Source organism: Acidovorax sp. FG48 (genome assembly GCF_057809085.1).
This window is the reverse complement of the sequence record NZ_JBMDJH010000009.1, coordinates 89,023-108,068: the sequence shown is the minus strand read 5'-3', so window position 1 is coordinate 108,068 and position 19,046 is coordinate 89,023. Positions and strand designations below refer to the sequence as shown.

18 protein-coding genes and 2 pseudogenes are annotated in these 19,046 nt (G+C 66.9%); 16 read left to right on the top strand and 4 right to left on the bottom strand.

Translation table 11 applies throughout. From position 1 onward, the window contains the following. Window positions 1–19 precede the first annotated feature (19 nt). Both ACODSU_RS14525 and ACODSU_RS14520 read left to right on the top strand, forming a co-directional pair. Window positions 20–907 (top strand): hypothetical protein, encoded by an 888-nt coding sequence (locus ACODSU_RS14525; RefSeq protein WP_488842787.1) that lies wholly within the window; start codon window positions 20–22, stop codon window positions 905–907. A gap of 55 nt (window positions 908–962) precedes the next feature. Then, window positions 963–2,903, top strand: a complete 1,941-nt coding sequence (locus ACODSU_RS14520) for an MFS transporter (protein WP_488842786.1) — start codon at window positions 963–965, stop codon at window positions 2,901–2,903. Between the two features lie 36 nt (window positions 2,904–2,939). On the opposite strand, the pseudogene ACODSU_RS14515 reads toward ACODSU_RS14520, so the two are convergent. Beyond that, window positions 2,940–3,938, bottom strand: a pseudogene (locus tag ACODSU_RS14515) (Bug family tripartite tricarboxylate transporter substrate binding protein). A gap of 124 nt (window positions 3,939–4,062) precedes the next feature. Further along, entirely contained in the window at window positions 4,063–5,079 is a 1,017-nt protein-coding gene (locus tag ACODSU_RS14510) for a 1-aminocyclopropane-1-carboxylate deaminase (RefSeq protein WP_488842785.1), read from the bottom strand. Window positions 5,080–5,241: 162 nt separating this feature from the next. On the opposite strand from ACODSU_RS14510, the gene ACODSU_RS14505 reads away from it, so the two are divergent. Next, entirely contained in the window at window positions 5,242–5,757 is a 516-nt protein-coding gene (locus ACODSU_RS14505) for an Lrp/AsnC family transcriptional regulator (RefSeq protein WP_056648055.1), read from the top strand. An 18-nt stretch (window positions 5,758–5,775) separates the two neighbouring features. On the opposite strand, the gene ACODSU_RS14500 is transcribed toward ACODSU_RS14505, so the two are convergent. Both ACODSU_RS14500 and ACODSU_RS14495 read right to left on the bottom strand, forming a co-directional pair. Beyond that, window positions 5,776–6,678 carry an EamA family transporter gene (locus ACODSU_RS14500; protein WP_488842866.1) on the bottom strand — a complete coding sequence of 301 codons (903 nt, stop codon included), beginning with the start codon at window positions 6,676–6,678 and terminating at the stop codon, window positions 5,776–5,778. Between the two features lie 176 nt (window positions 6,679–6,854). Continuing rightward, window positions 6,855–7,766: a LysR family transcriptional regulator gene (locus tag ACODSU_RS14495; protein WP_056065468.1), complete on the bottom strand. Its 912-nt coding sequence runs from the start codon at window positions 7,764–7,766 to the stop codon at window positions 6,855–6,857. Between the two features lie 266 nt (window positions 7,767–8,032). Here ACODSU_RS14495 and ACODSU_RS14490 point away from each other — a divergent pair, with 266 nt between their 5' ends. The 13 genes and pseudogenes from ACODSU_RS14490 to ACODSU_RS14430 all read left to right on the top strand — a co-directional run. Continuing rightward, window positions 8,033–8,944 carry a SphA family protein gene (locus tag ACODSU_RS14490; protein ID WP_488842784.1) on the top strand — a complete coding sequence of 304 codons (912 nt, stop codon included), beginning with the start codon at window positions 8,033–8,035 and terminating at the stop codon, window positions 8,942–8,944. 25 nt (window positions 8,945–8,969) lie between these two features. Beyond that, window positions 8,970–9,458 carry a nuclear transport factor 2 family protein gene (locus ACODSU_RS14485; RefSeq protein WP_488842783.1) on the top strand — a complete coding sequence of 163 codons (489 nt, stop codon included), beginning with the start codon at window positions 8,970–8,972 and terminating at the stop codon, window positions 9,456–9,458. Window positions 9,459–9,469: 11 nt separating this feature from the next. Continuing rightward, a complete protein-coding gene (locus ACODSU_RS14480; RefSeq protein ID WP_488842782.1) occupies window positions 9,470–10,642 on the top strand; it encodes an alpha/beta hydrolase family protein in 1,173 nt (390 codons plus the stop codon). Window positions 10,643–10,680: 38 nt separating this feature from the next. Next, window positions 10,681–11,622 carry a VOC family protein gene (locus ACODSU_RS14475; RefSeq protein ID WP_488842781.1) on the top strand — a complete coding sequence of 314 codons (942 nt, stop codon included), beginning with the start codon at window positions 10,681–10,683 and terminating at the stop codon, window positions 11,620–11,622. A 9-nt stretch (window positions 11,623–11,631) separates the two neighbouring features. Next, a complete protein-coding gene (locus ACODSU_RS14470) occupies window positions 11,632–11,970 on the top strand; it encodes a Rieske (2Fe-2S) protein (RefSeq protein ID WP_476018169.1) in 339 nt (112 codons plus the stop codon). Between the two features lie 12 nt (window positions 11,971–11,982). After that, window positions 11,983–13,116 carry an FAD-dependent oxidoreductase gene (locus ACODSU_RS14465; protein ID WP_488842780.1) on the top strand — a complete coding sequence of 378 codons (1,134 nt, stop codon included), beginning with the start codon at window positions 11,983–11,985 and terminating at the stop codon, window positions 13,114–13,116. Between the two features lie 12 nt (window positions 13,117–13,128). Continuing rightward, on the top strand, window positions 13,129–14,289 hold the full coding sequence (locus tag ACODSU_RS14460) for an MFS transporter (RefSeq protein ID WP_488842779.1): 1,161 nt from the start codon (window positions 13,129–13,131) through the stop codon (window positions 14,287–14,289). After that, on the top strand, window positions 14,286–15,302 hold the full coding sequence (locus ACODSU_RS14455) for a tripartite tricarboxylate transporter substrate binding protein (RefSeq protein WP_488842778.1): 1,017 nt from the start codon (window positions 14,286–14,288) through the stop codon (window positions 15,300–15,302). The genes ACODSU_RS14460 and ACODSU_RS14455 overlap by 4 nt, the downstream gene beginning before the upstream one ends. A 17-nt stretch (window positions 15,303–15,319) precedes the next feature. Continuing rightward, a complete protein-coding gene (locus ACODSU_RS14450) occupies window positions 15,320–16,117 on the top strand; it encodes a cyclase family protein (protein WP_488842777.1) in 798 nt (265 codons plus the stop codon). Window positions 16,118–16,128: 11 nt separating this feature from the next. After that, complete coding sequence (locus ACODSU_RS14445) at window positions 16,129–16,710, top strand: cupin domain-containing protein (RefSeq protein WP_488842776.1); 582 nt, start codon at window positions 16,129–16,131, stop codon at window positions 16,708–16,710. Next, the gene (locus ACODSU_RS14440) at window positions 16,707–17,678 is read left to right on the top strand and encodes a Bug family tripartite tricarboxylate transporter substrate binding protein (RefSeq protein ID WP_288853466.1); all 972 of its coding nucleotides are present in this window, start codon (window positions 16,707–16,709) and stop codon (window positions 17,676–17,678) included. Before ACODSU_RS14445 ends, ACODSU_RS14440 begins: the two co-directional genes overlap by 4 nt. Further along, window positions 17,675–18,421, top strand: coding sequence for an SDR family NAD(P)-dependent oxidoreductase (locus ACODSU_RS14435; protein ID WP_488842775.1), 747 nt, complete (start codon window positions 17,675–17,677; stop codon window positions 18,419–18,421). Before ACODSU_RS14440 ends, ACODSU_RS14435 begins: the two co-directional genes overlap by 4 nt. Then, a pseudogene (locus ACODSU_RS14430) lies at window positions 18,411–19,046 on the top strand (tripartite tricarboxylate transporter substrate-binding protein); the annotation flags it as partial. The gene ACODSU_RS14435 and the pseudogene ACODSU_RS14430, both read left to right, overlap by 11 nt.

Here is a 19,046-nt window from a genome sequence, read left to right as displayed (position 1 = left end):
ACTTTCTACGGTGTGTGTGATGTCTTCTTCCCCTGTGACTCCCCTGCGTGCGCGCGGCCTGGCAACGCTGCCGCGACTGTCGGGTGCCGAAACCGGCCTGCTGCTGGGCGCGGCCGCGCTGCTCGCCCTGGCGCTGTTCGGCCCGGTGTTGCCCGCCACTGCGCACCAGCATGACTTTGCCGACCAGCGCACGCTGTGGGGCATCCCCTGCGCGCTGGATGTGTTGAGCAACCTGGCCTTTGCCCTGGCGGGTGCATGGGGTTGGTGGGTGCTGCGCCGTGTGCCGCCGGCCGCGCTGGACGCCATCTCCCGTGCGCTGGCTGCCCTGTTCTTTGGCGGGCTGCTGTGCACCGCCGCAGGCTCGGCGCTGTACCACTGGCAGCCGCAGGACGCGGGCCTGCTGTGGGACCGCCTGGGCATGGTGCTGCCTTTTGCGGGGCTGCTTGGGCTGGCGGCGGCCAGCCGGGTGAGCGCGCGGGCGGGCGTGGCCGCTGCAAGTGCCGTGCTGCTGGCGGGGCCACTGGCCGTGTGGGCCTGGGTGCACACCGGCAACCTGCTGCCGTGGGCCGTGGTGCAACTGGGCGGTCTGCTAGTGGTGCTGGCGCTGGCATGCCTGCCACGCCGCGTCGGCGGACTGGCGCTGCACCTGGGCATGGTGGTGGTGCTGTACGCCCTGGCCAAGCTGCTGGAGGCGGCAGACCATTCGGTGTTCGAGGCCACAGGCGGATGGGTGTCGGGCCACAGCCTCAAGCATGTGCTGGCGGCGGGCGCCGCCTGGCCCGTGATGACGGCATTGGGGTCGCTGGTGGCTTTGCGCCACAGTGACGCGGCGGTGATGCCGCGGGTCATGCCGTCCGGGCAGAATGGCGCCCACGCCGTGGGTGTCGCCCGCAGATCCGGCGCATGAAGCGCAGGTCCGGAAAATTCCAACAAGCCAACCCATCGGAAACGAGGAGAAACGCATGAGCCCCGACACCGCCTCCACCAGCGTGGCCCCCGCACCCACGCACGAGGACCCGAACCAGTTTGCCCTGCTGCGCCAGCGGCGGTTTGCCCCCTTTTTCTGGACGCAGTTCTCCGGCGCGGCCAATGACAACCTCTTCAAGTTCGCCTTCACGGTGATGGTGACCTATCAGCTCAGTGTGGACTGGCTGCCGCCCGCGATGGCGGGGCTGGTGATTGGCGCGTTGTTCATCCTGCCGTTCCTGCTGTTCTCGGCCACGTCGGGCCAGCTGACCGACAAGTACGACAAGACGAAGATGATCCGCTTCGTGAAGAACCTGGAGATCGCCATCATGCTGGTGGCGGCCGTGGGCTTCATCGCGGGCAACATCCCCATCCTGCTGCTGTGCACCTTCTTGATGGGCGTGCACTCCACGCTGTTTGGCCCGGTCAAGTTTGCGTACATGCCCCAGGTGCTCAACGAGCGTGAGCTGACGGGCGGCAACGGCATGGTCGAGATGGGCACGTTTGTGGCCATCTTGCTGGGCAATGTGGCCGGTGGGTTGCTGGTGGCGTTGCCCGGCATCGGTCACACCACCGTGGCCGTGGCCTGTGTGGTGGCGGCCCTGGCGGGACGCGCGGTGGCGCAGTTCATTCCCTCGGTGCCGGCCACCGACCCGGGGCTCACCATCAACTGGAATCCCTTCACCGAAACCTGGCGCAACCTCAAGCTGGCGCACGAGAACATCGTGGTGTTCCGCTCGCTGTTGGGCATCAGTTGGATGTGGTTCTTTGGCGCGGTGTTTCTGAGCCAGTTCCCCAGCCTGGCCAAGAACGTGCTGCATGGCAACGAGCAGGTGGCTTCGCTGCTGCTGGTGGTGTTCTCCATCGGCATCGGTGTAGGCTCGCTGCTGTGCGAGGTGCTGTCGCGCCGCCATGTCGAGATCGGCCTGGTGCCACTGGGCGCCATCGGCATGAGCGTCTTTTCCATCGACCTGTACTTTGCATCGCGCAGCCTGCCGCCTTCCGAGATCATGGGCCTGGCCGCCTTCATGGCCCAGGGCGCCCACTGGCGCGTGATGCTGGACCTGGCGCTGCTCAGCCTGTTTGCGGGCCTCTACAGCGTGCCCATGTACGCGCTGATCCAGATGCGCAGCCAGCCCACACACCGCGCGCGCATCATCGCTGCCAACAACATCCTCAACGCGCTGTTCATGATCGGCAGCTCGCTCATCGCCGGCGCCCTGCTGGGCGCGGGCTTCACGGTGCCGCAGATCTTCCTGTTCACCGGCCTGGCCAACGCCGTGGTGGCGTTCTACATCTTCATGCTGGTGCCCGAGTACCTGCTGCGCTTCATCGCGTGGGTGTCGTCGCGGTTCGTGTACCGCTTCAAGGTGCAGGGCGATGAAAACCTGCCGTCCACCGGCGCCGCCATCCTGGCCTGCAACCACGTGAGCTTTGTGGACGCCGTGCTGCTCATGGCCGTCAGCCCGCGCCCCATCTACTTTGTGATGGACCACCGCATCTTCCGCGTGCCCGTGCTGGGCTGGCTGTTCCGCCTGGCCAAGGCGATCCCGATTGCGCCGTACAAGGAAGACCCGAAGACCTACGAAGCCGCCTTTGACCGCGCTGCCCAGGTGTTGCGTGAGGGTGATTTGCTCGCCATCTTCCCTGAGGGGGGCATCACCAAGGACGGGCAGCTGCAGGAGTTCAAGGGCGGCATCATGAAGATCATCGAGCGTGCGCGTGCAGAGGGCGTGGAGGCGCCGGTGATCCCCATGGCGCTGACCAACCTGTGGGGCTCGTACTTCAGCCGCATTGAAAAGGGTGGCGCCATGGTGCGGCCGTTTCGCCGGGGGTTCTACAGCCGGGTGGGGCTGAATGTGGGCTCTGCCGTGGCATCGACCGAGGTGCAGCCCACACTGCTGCGCGAGCGGGTGCAGAAGCTGCTGGCGGCCTGACGGCCAAGAGTGCAAGCCGCCCGTGGCTGGGCGGGCTCAGTCCGCCCGAATTTGCGCGCGCTGGGCAATGGCGCGCATGCGTGGCAACTCGTCTTCGATCTGCGCCAGCACGGCATCGCCCGTGGCGTAAGACGGCTCCAGCCCTGCGGCAATGAGCTTGCTGCGGATTTCGGCGTCCGCCAGGGTCTCGGCCAGGGCCTTGTGCAATTTGGCCTTGGCCTCGGCGGGCAGGCCGCGCGGCGCGACCACGGCCAGTCAGGAATCGGCCGAGAACCCCGGGAAGCCACTTTCTGCCACCGTGGGCACGTCGGGCAGCTGCGTGGCCCGCGTGGCGCCCGTGACGGCGATGGCCTTGATCTTGCCCGCCTTGAGCTGTGGCAGTGCTGCCGCCACGGTGTCGATGGTGAAGGGGTTCTGCCCGCCCATCAGGTCGGCCATGGCGGGGGCGCTGCCCCGGTAAGGCACGTGCATCAGCTTGATGCCCGCGGCCGACCAGGTCAGCTCGGCTGCGAAATGCCCCGTGGTTCCGTTGCCAAACGAGCCGTAGGAGAACTTGTCGGGCGTGCGCTGAACGGCAGCGATCAGCTGCCGGAGGTTGTTGACCGGCACATCGCGGTGGGCCAGCAGAATCAGGGGCACACGGGCGACGAGGCCAACGGGCTCGTAGCTTTTGACGGGGTCGTAGGGCAGCTTGGCGTTCAGCGCGGGGTTTACGGTGAAGGTGGAGCCGGAGCTGATCAGCAGCGTGTAGTCATCGGCAGGCGCATTGGCCACATACGCCGCACCCACCACGGTGCCCGCGCTCGCCTTGTTCTCGACCACGATGGGCTGGCCCAGGCGGTCGCCCAGCTTCTTGCTGATGGTGCGGCCCACGATGTCTACGGCGCCCCCTGGCGGAAAGGGCACGACCAACTGCACCGGCTTGGCGGAATAACCGTCGGCATGGGCGAGCCGTAATGTGCCGAGTCCCAGCCCCGCGACGGCCGCCGCCACGAGGATCACGCTACGCCGACTGACAAGCTGCAAGCACTTCATGGGGACTCCTTGGATCGGGGGAACGGGCGGGGCCCTTGCCTGGCGGTCAAGGGCCCTTCGAACAGGCGCTCAGATCAACGACAGCCCGGCCAGCTGCGCCAGCCGTTGCTGCTCCGTGGTCGCATCAGCCGTTGCGAAAAAGAAAGCTGTAGGCGTTCAACGCCGGCACCCCTCCCAGGTGCGCATAGAGCACGCGGGAGCCTTCGGGGAATTCGCCCTTGCGCACCATGTCGATCATTCCGTGCATGGACTTGCCTTCGTACACCGGGTCGGTCAGCATGCCTTCCTGGCGTGCGCACAGGCGGATGGCCTCCAGCGTGCCCTCATTGGGCAGGCCGTATTCAGGTCCGCCGTAGCGGGTGTCCAGCACCACGTCTTCGGCCGTGATCTCCTGTCTCAGCTCGACGAGCTTGGCGGTGTTCTGGGCAATACGCAGGATCTGCGCATGCGTCTTCTCGGGCTTGGCCGAGGCGTCGATGCCGATCACCTTGCGCGCGCGGCCGTCGGCCGCAAAGCCCACCACCATGCCCGCCTGCGTGCTGCCCGTGACCGAGCACACGACGATGTAGTCGAACTGGAAGCCCAGCTCCTTCTCTTGCTGGCGCACCTCCTCGGCAAAGCCCACAAAGCCCAGGCCACCGTACGGGTGCTCGGAGCAGCCTGCGGGGATGGGGAAGGGCTTGCCGCCAGCCTTCTTCACGTCTTCCATGGCCTGTTCCCAGCTGGGGCGAATGCCGATGTCAAAGCCCGCTGCGTCCAGGCGTACGTCGGCGCCCATGATGCGGCTCATCTCGATGTTGCCCACGCGGTCGTACACCGCGTCGGAGTAGTTCACCCAGTTCTCTTGCACCAGCACGCACTTCATGCCCAGGTGTGCAGCCACGGCGGCCACCTGGCGCGTCTGGTTGGACTGGATGCCGCCGATGGAGACCAGCGTGTCGTAGCCGCCCGCAATCGCCTCGGGGATCAGGTATTCGAGCTTGCGCGTCTTGTTGCCGCCGAAGGCGAGGCCCGAGTTGCAGTCCTCGCGCTTGGCATACAGGTGCACCTTGCCGCCCAGGTGTGCTGACAGGCGGTTGAGGGGCGTGATGGGCGAGGGGCCGAAGGTGAGCGGGTGGCGGGCAAATTTCTGCAGGTTCATGGCGGTGTTCCGGTCGGTGAAGAGGAGTCGCAAGCGGGGGGGCTTGCAGTGCCTTCATCGTAGAAAAACACGCGCATCAAGTGGTTGCAAAAATTGTCAAGATTTCGGCATTTAAGTTTTATGAATGAGAATAGAAGCCAAAAATATTTCTTTAGACCGTTTATGTGCGCAACAAAAGTTCGTGCCAAGAATGCACCACAGGCCGATGTCTCTGCCGAGCTGGACCGCACCGACAAAGCCATCCTGCGGCAACTGCAGCGTGATGCGTCGTTGTCCAATGTCGCGCTGGCCGAAAAGGTGCATCTGAGCCCGCCCGCCTGCTTGCGCCGGGTGGAGCGCCTGCGGCGCCTGGGGCTCATCGACAAGGTGGTGGCGCTACTCAACCCCCAGGCCGTGGGGGCGGGCATGCTGGTGATGATTGGCGTGGTGCTGGACCGCTCCACGCCCGAGTCGTTTGCCGAGTTTGAAAAGGCGGCGGCCAAGGTGTCCGGCTGCATGGAATGCCATGTGGTCACCGGCGAGTTCGACTACTTCATGCTGGTGCGCACGCGCGACAACGACAGCTTCAACCGCTTGCACGCCGAGCAGCTGCTCTACCTGCCCGGGGTGCGGCAAGTGCGTTCTTTCATGGTGTTGCGCAACGTGCTATCGACTACCGAGCTGCCGCTGGCGGTGTAGCGCTCTGCGTCTATCCGCTTACTGGGCGCCGCGCAGCCGCCCCATCATGGCCGCCCAGGCCGGACCGCCAAACACGTTGACCACCAGCCCCGCCATCAAGAGCCCGGCGCCCGCAAAGTGCACGGGCAGCAACTGCTCGCCAAACGCCACCCAGCCTGTGGTCAGGCCCACCACGGGCACCAGCAGCGTGAAGGGCGCCACGCGGTTCACCGGGTAGCGCGACATGAGGTAGGTCCACAGCCCGAAGCCCAGCAGCGTCGATATCCATGCGATGTAAGCGACGGCAGCCATCGATTGGAAGGACAGATTCTGCACGGCCGCCCACACCGTGACAGGCCCGTCCAGCCACAGCGACAGCGCCACAAACGGCAGTGGCGCCACCACGCTGGACCAGACGATGAAGGCAAACTGGTTCATGGGCCCATACCGCCCCACAGCCCGCGTGACGATATTGCCGCAGCCCCACATGGCGGCTGCCGCCACCGTGAGCGCAAAGCCTGCCAGGGGCATGGAGGCGCCATGCGCGCTACCGATCAGCACCAGCCCGCAGCCCGCCAGCGCCAGGCCCGCCACCTGGTTGCCCTGCCACTTTTCGCGCAGCCACCACGCGGCCAGCAGCAGGGTGAAGAACGACTGCGACTGCAGCACCAGCGACGCCAAGCCTGAGGGCATACCGATGTGGATGGCGGTGAACAGCAGCGCAAACTGGCCCACGGCCATGGTCATGCCGTACAGAAGGTACAGCCGCAGCGGCACCTTGGGCGGCTTGACGAACAGCAGTGCGGGGAAGGCCGCGAGCAGATAGCGCAGGGCCCCCAGCAGCAGGGGCGGCACCCCGGCCACGCCCACCTTGATGACAGCGAAGTTGAGGCCCCAGACCACGATGACAAGCAGGGCCAGGGCGAGGTCGCGGGGGCGCAGGGAAGAGGGCATGGTGTTGCGGGAGTGGCCGTGGACGGGCTCCGATTGTGGCTTGCACACCCCGCCCATAGCGGCAGTGTTCGGCCAGGTTTCCGATCAAAACGGGACATTTTGCGCACCCCACCCCACCGCACTGCACTGCACTGCACTGCACGCAGCGCAGCGGCATGGGTGGGCTAGATGCGTGCGGCCACGGCCATGGCCCGCTCGCGCAGCCACTCCAGCCCAGGGTCCTTGTCGCGGTGCCGGTGCCACTGCAGCTTCTGGCGCATGGGCGGAATCTCCAGGGGCGGCTCCCAGATGCGCACGGGCAGGCCGAGCTGAACGGCACGCAGGGCGATGCGTTTGTGCACCGTGGCCACGCGGTGGGTGCCAATCACCAAGCTCGGCAGGGCGGCCATGGTGGGGGCCGAGATCTCGATGCGGCGCTTCACGCCAAAGCGTTCGAGAAACCAGCCGTCGAACGCCGGGATGTGCCGCGCGCCCGAATAGTCGGCCACCACATGGCCGGCGGCCAGGTAGTCGTCAAAGCTCAGCGCTTCGGAGATGTGGGGGTTCCCCTCCCAGGTGATGCACAGGTAGGTTTCCTCGAACAGCGTGACGCTCGGGTGCCTGGGCGAGGCGTATTGCTCGGGAATGATGAGGACGTCGGCCCCGTATTCCTCCAACTGCTCGACAGGCCGGTTGTTCTGCGCACGCAGGTGCAGTTGCACCCCGGGCGCTTCCTGAAACAGCTGCTCGATCAGCGGTTGCATGAGCACCGTGGTCGTGAAATCGGACACCAGCAGGGTGAAGCTGCGGGTGGATGTGGCAGGGTCGAACCGGGGCTTTTCTGCGATGGTGCTGTCGATGCGCATCAAGACCTCGCGCACGGGGTCCAGCAGCCCCTCGGCACGCGGCGTCAGCACCATGGTGCGGCCTTGCTGCACCAGCAGCTCATCGTCGAAATAGGTGCGCAGGCGCGCCAGCGCGTTGCTGGTGGCGGGCTGGCTCAGGTGCAGGCGCTCCCCGGCGCGGCTGATGCTGCGTTCGGTGAGCAGGGCGTCCAGTGCCACGAGCAGGTTCAGGTCCAGTTTGTTAAAGCGCATGGGCGGCAGGCATCGATGAAGGCGTCTGGTTTCTTGTTCGGACCCTGCCAGGCGCAACAGGGGGCCGCAGAGTCCCTGAGCTATTCATGAGATCAATACTGTGAATGGAATCAATCCATTTGATCTAAGTTAAGGCCGATCTTAATCTCGCTCCCGTCCTGCCACCTGGCAGACCCGATGAGGGGCCCACCCGTGCTTCCGAGGCCCTGTCGAGCAAAGCGAAAACACGCCCAGCCTGGCTGGATGCGTAGAACAAGGAGACAACGATGAAGACGGTAATTTCCCGCGCCGGGCAGGCGGCGGGCTGCATGTTGCTGAGCCTGCTGAGCGCACACCAGGCCCAGGCTTTCGAAGGGGGCGTGTCGCCCTTCCCGGTCGGATCTACCGGCGAATACGTGGCCGGCCTGCCGCCCATTCCCGGGTTGTTCGTGCTGGAGCAGGTGCACCACACCACCTCCAGCGGTCTGTATGACAACCACGGCGACAAGCGACCCATCCCGTTCAAGCTGAGCGCAACCTCGGCCACCACGCGGCTGCTGGCGGCCTACGACATGACGGTGCTGGGCGCACGGCTGTATTCGCAGCTGGTGATTCCTGCCGTCTCCTTGCGCACCGACGTCGCCGGCCACAGCGAGCGGCACAGCGGGGTGGCCAACATCACCGTCTCGCCCGCCGTGCTGCGCTGGAGCCTGACAGACAAGACCTATGCCGTGGCGGGCCTGGACATCGCGCTGCCCAATGGCTCCTACGACCCGCACCGGCCCAGCGTGTCCACCGGCTACACCTCGGTCCAGCCGGTGCTCGGGATTCGCCACACCGATCCGAGCGGCCTGGATATTGGCCTCATCAACCGCCTGATGGTGAACCGTGAAAACAGCACCACCCATTACCGCTCGGGCAGCGGCTATGTGGGCGAATTCACCGCTGGCTGGAACGTCGGCCCCTGGAAGATGGGCATGGTGGGTTCGTACCTTCACCAGTTCACGGACGACAAGCAAGGCGGCGCCACCATCCGGGACAACCGCGCACGCAGCTTTGCGCTGGGACCCTCGCTCAACTACAACGCCGGCCCCTTCAGCGTGAGCCTGAGCTACCAGCGGGGCCTTTACGCCGCCAATACCACCAAGAACAACGTGCTGGGCATCGGGATCGCCATTCCTCTGTGGATCAAGCACTGACCTCGCACATTCCGCACTGCACACCATGACCAAGAAATCTCTGATGGCGTTACCCCTGCTGGCCGCCTGCGCGCTGGTCCATGCCGCCACGCCCGCCGAGCTGCAGGCGATTTTCGACCGCTATGTGCAGGCCGTGCACGCGGCAGACATGGGTGCGGTGCGTGCGCTGATCGCCCCGGATGTCGAGCGATCGGACTACCCTGCTTGCACTGCGCCGATGGACAACCCGACCTGCCTGGCGCTCTACATCGACCAGACCGTGGTGCAGCCGCGCGCACGGCTCACCGTGCTTTCGGTGGAGGTGCGCGCCAGTGAGTTGACCGCCCGGCTGGAGGTGCGCAGCCCGCTGTACGAGAAGGCGGGCGTGGAGCGCATCGTCGGCAGCGATGTGCTGCGCATCGAGGGCGGCCAGATCCGGGCCTTCCGCTTTGTGCCGGACTTCGCAGACCCCGCCACGGCCCGCTTCTTCGCCAGCATCGGCATCACGCCGCGTCCCCGCAGTTCCCAACCCTGAGTCTGAAATAGATGTTCAAGTATTTCCCCACCAACTACGTCTGGAACCTGTCCGTCGATCTCGCCATTGAAATGGGCGCGCGGATCGGCGAAATCGAGGAGATGTGCGCCCCCCTGCAAGAGGCCGCCAAGGCCCCGGATGCTGCTGGCACGCAGGCCTTTCGCGAGACCTGGGTGCGCATGGCCGACAAGCTCTGCGGACTGGCCGAAGAAGACGAAGCCCGGGGTCGCATGCTTTCGGCCGGTGAGAAGTATCGGCGCGCTGCGAGCTACCTGATCACCGCTGAGCGGCTGCTGGCGCACAACGCACCGGGCCGCCTGGCCATCTACCGCCGCGAACTGGAGCTGTTCCTCAAAGGCTCGGCCCTGCTGGGCGATCTGGTAGAGCGCGTGGAAATTCCGTACGAGGGAACCCACCTCTCTGCCTTGTATTACCCCGCCAAGGGGCTTCAGCCGGGTGAGCGGGCGCCGATTCTGGTGCAGCTCAACGGTCTGGACTCGACCAAGGAAATGAAGCACCTGGTTGGCTTGCCCGCATGGCTGGCCCAGCGTGGCGTGTCCTCCCTGGTGGTGGACCAGCCAGGGACCGGCGAGGCGCTGCGCCTGCACGGGCTCACGGCGCGGTACGACACCGAGCACTGGGCCAGCCGCGTGGTGGACTGGCTGGAGCAACACCCCGCCGTGGACCCGAAACGCATCGGCTGCGAAGGCGTGTCCCTGGGGGGCTACTACTGCCCACGCAGCGTGGCGTTGGAGCCGCGCTTTGCCTGCGGCGTGGCCTGGGGCGCGAACCACGACTGGCGGGACGTGCAAGAACGCCGCTTGCAGAAAGAAGGCGACTTCCCGGTGCCGCACTACTGGGCCCACGTGTGCTGGGTATGGGGTGCCAAGGACATCGACGACTTCATGCGGATCGCGCAGAACGTGCACCTGGATGGCGTGGTCGAGAAGATCCGCGTGCCCTTCCTTGTCACGCACGGCGAGCACGATTCGCAGATCCCGCTGAAGTGGGCGCACCGCACCTACGAGCAGCTGGTCAACAGCCCCCGGCGAGAACTCAAGGTGTTCACCGACCGCGAAGGCGGCTCGCAGCACGCGAGCTTCGACAACAGCATCAATGCGGGCCACTACATCGCGGACTGGGTGGCAGAAGTCCTGGGCGGACACACCGCCTGCAGGGCTTGAAGCCCCACCGCACCACCGACACCACAAAGGATCAACAGATGAACATCATTGGACCCGACGCGCTGGTTTTTGGCGTGGACGATATCGCCGCCTGCGCGCAGTACCTGACGGACTACGGGCTGACCCCGGTCGGGGTGACGGCACGGGGCGGGCGCTTCGAGGCCCTGGACGGTACGGCCGTGGAGATACGCACCCAGGACGACCCGGCGTTGCCGCCTTCGCTGGGCACAGCCAGCCTGCTGCGCGAGACCGTGTACGGCGTGGCCGACGCGGCCACGCTCGATGCCATCGAGGCCGAACTGGCCCGCGACCGTTTGGTGGTGCGCCAGGGCGGCGTGCTGCGCACCACGGACGACCTGGGCTTTGCCCTCGCGTTCCAGGTCACCGTGCGCAAGCCGCTGTCGTTGCCTGCGGAGTCCGTCAACGCCCCCGGGGCCGCGCCGCAGCGGGCGCCCAACGCGCTGGGTCTGCCACCAGACCTGGTGGCGCGACCTCGCTCGCTGTCGCATGTCGTGTACTTCGTGCCGGACGCGGCCAAGGCCGAGGCGTTTTATGCCCGCCTGGGTTTTGTCTGCACAGACCGGTTCACAGGCGTCGGCCCCTTCCTGCGCCCTGCGGGCACGCAAGACCACCACACGCTGTTCATGATCCAGACGCCCTCGTTCATGAAAGGTTGCGAGCACTTCACCTTCCACATGGGCGGCCCCACCGAGTTGCTGCTGGCCGGCACCCGCTTTGTGGAGAAGGGCTACCAGAGCTTCTGGGGCCCCGGGCGCCACCGGTTCGGCAGCAACTGGTTCTGGTACTTCAACTCGCCCCTGGGCTGCCATGTCGAATACGACGCCGACATGGACCAGCACGACAACACCTGGGCGCCGCGGGAGGTGCCGATGAGCGCCGATGCCTCGCAGCTTTTCCTGTTCCAGCACCGCGAGAAGTGGGCGCCTTCTGGCCCACCGCCAGCGCAGGCGCACCATTGAGCCGGCACCATGAAGCTGTGCCACTGGAGCGACCTGCCCGACGGCGCATCGCGGGGCTTTGACCCCGCAGGCCACGGCCAGGACACGGTCATCGTCGTGCGGCAGGGCCTGCGTTTGCATGCCTATGCCAACGTCTGCCCCCACGATGGCGTCCCGATGGCATGGCGCAAAGACCGGTATCTGAATGCGGCTGGTGACCGCATCGTCTGCGCGGCCCATGGCGCGCTGTTCGACATCGCCACCGGGGAGTGCACCCTGGGGCCGTGCCTGGGCGATGCGCTCACCCCCGTACCCCTGGTCCTGCAAGCCAATGGCGACGTCCATCTGGCGAATCCAAAAAATGAATAAGGAGACAAACCCATGAGCCTTTCTTCCCAACGCATCCTGGTCATAGGCGGCGGATTTTCCGGCATGGCTGCGGCCATTGAGCTGCGCAAGCAAGGCGCGCAGGTGGACCTGGTCGAGATCGACCCCGGCTGGCGCAGCTATGGCGCCGGCATCAGCCTGGGCGGCGCCACGTTGCGGGCGCTGCGGCGCCTGGGTGTTCTGGAGGCCTTTCTGGCCCAGGGCAACGCCACGGACGGCGTGAACCTGCACCTGCCCCATGGCCCCCTGGTGGCCACGCTGCCCACGCCCCGCATTGCGGGCGACGATGTGCCGGGTGGCGGCGCCATCCTGCGCCCGGTGCTGGCCCGCATCCTGGCCGAGGCCACCCGCGCAGCGGGCGCCAATGTCCGTCTGGGCTGCACGTTCGCTGCCATCGACCAGCAGGCTGACGGGGTGCTGGTGACTTTCACCGACGGCCAGCGCCAGCGCTATGACCTGGTGATAGGCGCGGACGGGCTGTACTCCAAGGTGCGCGACACCGTGTTTGAAAACGCCCCCCGGCCGCGCTACAGCGGCCAAGCGGTGTGGCGCGCCGTGCTGCCCCGGCCGCCAGAGATCGAGACGGCCACGATGTGGATGGGCCCCCAGATCAAGCCCGGCGTGAACCCGGTCTCCAAGACCGAGATGTACCTATTCGTCACCGAGCCGCGCCCCACCAACGACCATGTCGATCCAGCGACGTTTGTGGACACCTTGCGCGCGCTGCTGGAGGGCTTTGCTGCCCCCACGCTGCAGGCCATCCGCAGCCAGATCGGCCCGGACTCGCAGATCGTGTACCGCCCGCTCGAAGGGCTGCTCATGCCCCGCCCCTGGTCGCGCGGCCGTGTGGTGCTGATCGGCGACACGGTGCACGCCACCACGCCCCACCTGGCATCGGGCGCCTGCATCGGCATCGAGGACGCGCTGGTGCTGGCCGATGAACTGGCGCAGGCTGCGGGCGACGTGCCGGCTGCGTTGGCGGCCTTTGAGAGCCGCCGCTGGGAGCGCTGCCGCATGGTGGTGGAGAACTCGGCACGCCTGGGCGAGATCGAGATCGACGGCGGCGACAAGGAAGAGCACTCGCGCATCATGCGGGAGTCCCTCATGGCGTTGGCCCAGCCCATCTGAAGCGAGGTCGCCATGATCACAACCAATTCGCTGCGGGGCCGTGTGGCCCTGATGGTGGGCCATTGCGCGGGCATGGTCGATCTGGTCGCGTTGCCGGTGTGGGTGGGCACGCTGATCTCGGTGTACCGCTTCGACCCGCAGCAGGCGGGCCTGCTGGCCACGTTGTTTCTGGCCGGGGCGGTTGCGGCCAGCCTGGTGCTGGCGCCGTTCTTCCAGCTGCTGCGCGGGCGCAGCGTGGCTACCGCAGGGTTTGCTGGCGCCGCCGTGGCCTTTGCCGCAGCCTCCACCACGCAACAGTTTGCCTTGCTGGCCCTGTTGCACGGCGTTGCCGGGGTGGCGGCGGGCGCGGCCCTGAGCGTGACGCATGGCACCATCGCCCGCAGCCAGAACCCCCACCGCCTGTTCGCCCTGGTGGGCATGGCGCTGGGCGTGTTTGCCATCGTGTTCCTCGGCGGCACGCCGGTGCTGGTGGCGCAGCAGGGTGGGCCGGTGCTGTTCCAGGTGTTTGCCTGTGTCATGGCGGTGGGGGCGGTGGTTGCTGCAGTGGCGTTTCCCGCACCTGACATGGCGGGTGGTGCGGAGCGTTCACGGACGCCTGTCACGCCCCTGCCTGCCGCCGTCTGGTGGGGCGTGGCAGGCATCGCAGCCCTGGGATTGGTGCAGTCCATGACCTTCAGCTTTCTGGAGCGCGTGGGCAGCGACCGGGGCTATGGGTTGCAGGCCGTCACTGGTGTGCTGATCGCTCTGGGGGTGGTCAACCTCTTCCCTGCAGCCCTGGCTGCGGTGCTGGAAAAGCGCTGGGCAGCCCGCAACGTGCTGCTGGCGGGGCCTGCGCTGCAGGCCTTGCTGGTGGTGGTGATCATGAGCTCGCCCGTGTTTGCGCCCTATGCGGCGGCTGCCGCCGTGTTTGCGGCCGTGATGATCTTCACGCACACCTTTGCCTTTGGCGTACTGGCGCGGCTGGACCCCAGTGGCCGTGCCCTGGCCGCTACCCCGGCCATGCTCATGTTCGGTGCGGCCATTGGGCCCATCCTCGGCGGCACCCTGGTCAAGGCCTGGGGCTATGGCAGCTTGGGGGTGGCCGCCTTGGTGATTGACGCAGTGGCGGTCTATGCATTTGCACGCATCCACCGTGCCCCGGGTACTGCAGGCGCAGTGAAAGGCATGGCATGAGCCGCCTAGTTTCCCCCGTGCAGCCACAGCCCCGGCTCAGCCGCCGGGCTTGCCTGGTAGCGGCTGCAGCGGGCATGGCGGCGCCGTGGGCCCGAGCGCAGTCTGGGCGGCACATCACCTTCATCGTGCCCCAACCTGCGGGCAACCCCAGCGATGTGTTCGCCCGCAAGCTCCAGACGGTGATGCAGCGCGAGCTGGGCCAGACCATCGTTATCGAGAACCTGCCGGGCGCTGGCGGCTCCATCGGTGTGCAGCGCATGCTGAACGCGCCTGCCGATGGTGCAACGCTGGTCGTGGCGTCGCAGACCGAGCCCATCCTCACCCCCTTGTCACTGGCCAGCGCGCGCTACAAGCCCGAGCAGATGCGCGCCATTGGCACATTGGGGCGGACCAGCTACGTGCTGGCAGGCCGGGCTGACATGCCAGCCACCACCCATGCGCAGCTGCTGGACATTGCGCGGCAAGCCGCTGCCGCTGGCAAGCCGCTGACCTTCGGGCACATCGGGCAAGGCTCGATGATCCACCTGATGGGGACCCAGTGGGCGCGCCTGTGTGGCGTGCCGCTGGTGCATGTGCCGTACCGGGGGGTGCCGCCGGTCGTGCAAGACCTCATGGGCGGTCAGATCGATCTGTCCTTTGTGCCGCTGGGCGGTGCAGCGCTGAACATGCTGGAGACGGGCAAGCTGCGGGCCTTCGGCAGCACCGCTGCCAAAGCGCCTGCGCTGCTGCCCCACGTCGCGTCCTTGAGCCAGCAATCTGCAGCGCTCAAAGGCTTTGAATACACCGCCTGGGGCGCGCTGCTGGTGGCGCGCCATACCCCCGATGCGGCGGTGCATCGCCTGCACCAGGCCTTCGGTGTGGCCCTGCGCGACGCCGAAGTCCAGAGCTTTCTGCGTGCCAATGGCACCGAGCCCCAGGAGCCGCTGTCACTGGCCGCCCTGGACCAGTTCTACCAATCCGAAATCCAGATCCACCAGGCCCTCGCCCGCACCGTGGGTGTGGTGCCCGAGTGAGCTGTGTACCCACTGCCATGACCAAACCCCAACGCCGCTTTGTGGACCTTTCCATCTACCTGGAAAACGATGTCCTCTCCGACCCGCCCCCCCTGGCGCCCAAGATCACGTACCAGAGGCACGCCGACACGCTGCCCGAGTTCATGGCCATGATCCCGGGCACCCAGCCCGAGGACTACCCCGACGGCGAAGCGGCGGCTGCCGAGTGGGTCACGCTGACCACGCACAACGGCACCCACCTGGATGCGCCCTGGCACTTTCACTCCACGCAGGATGCGAAGAATGGCGGTGCCCGCCCTTCCATCACGATTGACGAGGTGCCGCTGGAATGGTGCTTCCAGCCGGGCGTGAAGCTGGACTTTCGCCACCTGCCCGATGGCTATGTGGCCACCGCCGCCGATGTGGAGGCCGAGCTGGCCCGCATCGGCCACACGCTGCAGCCGCTCGACATCGTGGTGGTCAACACGCGCGCAGGTTCGCGCTACGGGCACAAGGACTACCTGGGCGCCGGGTGTGGTATGGGCTACGAGGCCACCATGTACCTGCTGGAGCGCGGCGTACGCCTCACGGGTACCGACGCCTGGAGTTGGGATGCGCCGTTTTCGTACACCGCCCAGCGCGTGGCCGAAACGGGCAACAGGGCCCTGATCTGGGAGGGCCACAAGGCGGGCCGCGACATTGGCTACTGCCACCTGGAAAAACTGCACAACCTGGAGGTGCTGCCGCCCACGGGTTTCACCATCAGCTGCTTCCCCCACAAGATCCGCGGCGCCTCGGCAGGCTGGACGCGCGCGGTCGCCATTTTTGAAGACTGAGGAGTCCGTTCATGGGTTTTCCATCCATCCACCGCGTGGTTACTGGCCACAACGCCCAAGGCCGTGCCGTGGTCGCCAGCCAGGGGCCGCTGCCCACCGTGGTCGAGATTGCGGCCATTCCCGGTACGGTGTTCCATGAGGTCTGGAGCACTGCGCAGTCGCCCGCTGTTGTGGACAACGGCCCGGACCCGACGCTTGGCCCGCTGGTGCTGCCGCCCCCGCAGGGGGGCACCCGCATCCGGTTCGTGGATATTCCGCCCGATACGCCCGAGTTCCTGGCCCTGGGTGCCGAGCGCATGCACGACGCCTTCAGCCAGATTGGCGATGCGGCGGCCTCTACGGTGAAGACGGACTCCCCCCATCCGCTGATGCACCGCACCGAATCGGTGGACTACGGCGTGGTGATCGAAGGCGAGCTGACGCTGGTGCTCGACGATGGCGAGGTGCAACTGCGCCCCGGCAGCGTGGTGGTGCAGCGCGGCACCAACCACGCCTGGGCCAACCGTTCGGGCGCGCCGTGCCGCATGCTGTTTGTGCTGGTGGACGGGCGCTTTGATGCGTCGGTGGCCGCACCTGCCAAGGAGCAGCCATGAGTACGCGCCGTCAATGGCTGGGCGCCGCCGCGTCCGCAGCGGTGGCGCCCTGGGCTTGGGCGCAGGCCCCGTATCCCGCGCGGCCGTTGAGCTGGGTGGTGCCTTACCCGGCCGGGGGCTTTGGCGATGCGATGTCGCGCCTGCTGGTGCAGAAGCTGGGAGAGCGCATGCAGCAAGCCGTGGTGGTGGAAAACAAGCCCGGCGGTGCCGCGCAACTGGCGGCCCAGTACGTCAAGCAGCAGCCCGCCGATGGCCACACCTTGCTGTATGCCGACATCGGCCCGCTGGCCATGTACCCAGCGCTGTACGCCAAGCTGAGCTTCAGCCCCCTCAAGGACTTTGCGCCCCTGACACGCTTGTTCAAGTCGCCCCTGGTCGTGGTTGTGCCTGCGGGCAGTCCGTTTCAGACACTGGCCGACCTTTTGCGCGCCGCTGCTGCAGGTGACGGGCTCAACTATGGCTCGTACGGGCAGGGCAGCCAGCCCCATGTGTGGACCGAGCAGCTGCGCATCAAGACGCGTTCGCGCATGACCCACGTGCCCTATCAGGGCGCAGCGCCCGCGCTGCAAGACCTGATGGCCGGGCGCCTGGACTTCATGTGCGATGTGGTGGCATCCAGCCTGCCGCTGGTGCGCGAAGGCAAGCTGCGCGCGCTGGTCAGCGTGGGCAGCGAGCAGCGCCTGCAGGTGCTGCCCCAAGTGCCCACGCTGACCGAAGCCGGGCATGCCGACCTCGATATCCCGGGCTGGAACGGTGTGATGGTGCGCGCGGGTACCCCTGCTCCGGTGGTCGAATTGCTGCACAAGGCGGTGGTAGCCGCGCTGGAGTCGCCCGAGGTGCTGGGCCGCTATCGCCCGCTGGGCCTGGAGCCTGCGCCACTAACGCCCGCTGCATTTGGCGAGTTCATCCAGAGCGAATCGCAGCGGTGGGGCTTGGCCATCCGCCAGGCGGGGATCAAGGTCGAATGAGTCTCTTTGATCTGCGGGGCCGCACAGCTCTGGTCACGGGAGCCACCCAGGGCTTGGGTCTGGCGATTGCGCGCACCCTGGCTGATCAGGGCGCCCGGTTGGTGGTCACAGACCGCGATCCGCTCGCTTGTGAGCAGGGGGCGGCATCGTTGCCCAGCGCCACCGCTATCGCTGCCGACATGGCGGTGCCTGCGGACATTGCTGCGCTGGTGGAACGCGCTGGTCCGCTGGACATCCTTGTGTGCAACGCCGGTATCCAGGGGCCTGCGGGCCCGCTGGCCCATGCCAGCGATGCCGACTGGCAGCAGGTGTTTGACATCAACCTGCGCGCCGCCGCACGGCTGTGTGCCCTGGTACTGCCCGGCATGGCAGCGCGGGGCGGCGGCAGCGCGGTGCTCATCTCCAGCATTGCGGGGCTGCGCGGCAACCAGTCGATTGGCCTGTACGGGCTGACCAAGGCGGCGCTCTCCCAGTTGGCGCGCAACCTGGCTGTGGAATGGGGGCCTTCAGGTGTGCGGGTCAACGCCGTATCGCCCGGCCTTATCCGCACGCCGCTGGCCGAGCGGCTCATGGCCGATGACGCCTTCATGGCGCGGCGCGTCCAGGCTACGCCGCTGCGGCGCGCCGGAGAGCCCGAGGAAGTGGCTGGCGTGGTCGCCATGCTGGCCAGCCCCGCCGGGGCTTTTGTGACCGGACACAACCTGGTGGTCGACGGCGGCACCACCATCAGCGATGGGAGTTGAAACCATGCACGGCATGCTGAACCGAAGAACCCTGGTGGCCAGTGCCCTGGCGCTGCCCATGAGCACTTGGGCTGCCACCTGGCCCACGCGGCCGCTGCGCATCGTGCTGCCCTTCGCAGCTGGAGGCAGCTCCGATCTGGTGGCCCGCCTGCTGGGCGACAAGCTGGGCCAGGCACTGGGCAGCCCGGTGGTGGTGGAGTCACGCGCAGGTGCCAACGGCATCATTGCCTCGGAGGCCGTAGCCCGCAGCACCGACGGGCATTCGCTGCTGTGGGTCAGTGCAGCGCACGCCATCAACGCCAGCCTCTACCCCCGGCTGCCGTATGACAGCCAGCGCGACTTTGCCCCCGTAGCCCTGGTGGCTAGCCCCGGCCCCATGGTGATTGCGGTGCCCGCAGCCCCGCCGGTGCACAGTCTGCCCGACCTGATTGATCTGGCTCGGCGCAAGCCCGGGCAGGTCAGCTACGCATCGGCCGGGGTTGGCAATGTGCTGCACCTGGCGGGCGAGATGCTGGCGCAGCAGGCGGGAGTGCAGTTGCTGCACGTTCCCTACAAAGGTGCAGCGCCCGCCTTCAATGATCTGGCGGCCGGGCAGGTCAACCTCATGTTCAACAGCGCCCTGTCT

Excerpts from the sequence above, each read along its gene's own strand:
- ACODSU_RS14525 (WP_488842787.1), top strand. The coding sequence starts at position 20 with ATGTCTTCTTCCCCTGTGACTCCCCTGCGTGCGCGCGGCCTGGCAACG.
- ACODSU_RS14520 (WP_488842786.1), top strand. The coding sequence starts at position 963 with ATGAGCCCCGACACCGCCTCCACCAGCGTGGCCCCCGCACCCACGCAC.
- ACODSU_RS14510 (WP_488842785.1), bottom strand. The coding sequence starts at position 5,079 with ATGAACCTGCAGAAATTTGCCCGCCACCCGCTCACCTTCGGCCCCTCG.
- ACODSU_RS14505 (WP_056648055.1), top strand. The coding sequence starts at position 5,242 with ATGTGCGCAACAAAAGTTCGTGCCAAGAATGCACCACAGGCCGATGTC.
- ACODSU_RS14495 (WP_056065468.1), bottom strand. The coding sequence starts at position 7,766 with ATGCGCTTTAACAAACTGGACCTGAACCTGCTCGTGGCACTGGACGCC.
- ACODSU_RS14490 (WP_488842784.1), top strand. The coding sequence starts at position 8,033 with ATGAAGACGGTAATTTCCCGCGCCGGGCAGGCGGCGGGCTGCATGTTG.
- ACODSU_RS14485 (WP_488842783.1), top strand. The coding sequence starts at position 8,970 with ATGACCAAGAAATCTCTGATGGCGTTACCCCTGCTGGCCGCCTGCGCG.
- ACODSU_RS14480 (WP_488842782.1), top strand. The coding sequence starts at position 9,470 with ATGTTCAAGTATTTCCCCACCAACTACGTCTGGAACCTGTCCGTCGAT.
- ACODSU_RS14475 (WP_488842781.1), top strand. The coding sequence starts at position 10,681 with ATGAACATCATTGGACCCGACGCGCTGGTTTTTGGCGTGGACGATATC.
- ACODSU_RS14470 (WP_476018169.1), top strand. The coding sequence starts at position 11,632 with ATGAAGCTGTGCCACTGGAGCGACCTGCCCGACGGCGCATCGCGGGGC.
- ACODSU_RS14465 (WP_488842780.1), top strand. The coding sequence starts at position 11,983 with ATGAGCCTTTCTTCCCAACGCATCCTGGTCATAGGCGGCGGATTTTCC.
- ACODSU_RS14460 (WP_488842779.1), top strand. The coding sequence starts at position 13,129 with ATGATCACAACCAATTCGCTGCGGGGCCGTGTGGCCCTGATGGTGGGC.
- ACODSU_RS14455 (WP_488842778.1), top strand. The coding sequence starts at position 14,286 with ATGAGCCGCCTAGTTTCCCCCGTGCAGCCACAGCCCCGGCTCAGCCGC.
- ACODSU_RS14450 (WP_488842777.1), top strand. The coding sequence starts at position 15,320 with ATGACCAAACCCCAACGCCGCTTTGTGGACCTTTCCATCTACCTGGAA.
- ACODSU_RS14445 (WP_488842776.1), top strand. The coding sequence starts at position 16,129 with ATGGGTTTTCCATCCATCCACCGCGTGGTTACTGGCCACAACGCCCAA.
- ACODSU_RS14440 (WP_288853466.1), top strand. The coding sequence starts at position 16,707 with ATGAGTACGCGCCGTCAATGGCTGGGCGCCGCCGCGTCCGCAGCGGTG.
- ACODSU_RS14435 (WP_488842775.1), top strand. The coding sequence starts at position 17,675 with ATGAGTCTCTTTGATCTGCGGGGCCGCACAGCTCTGGTCACGGGAGCC.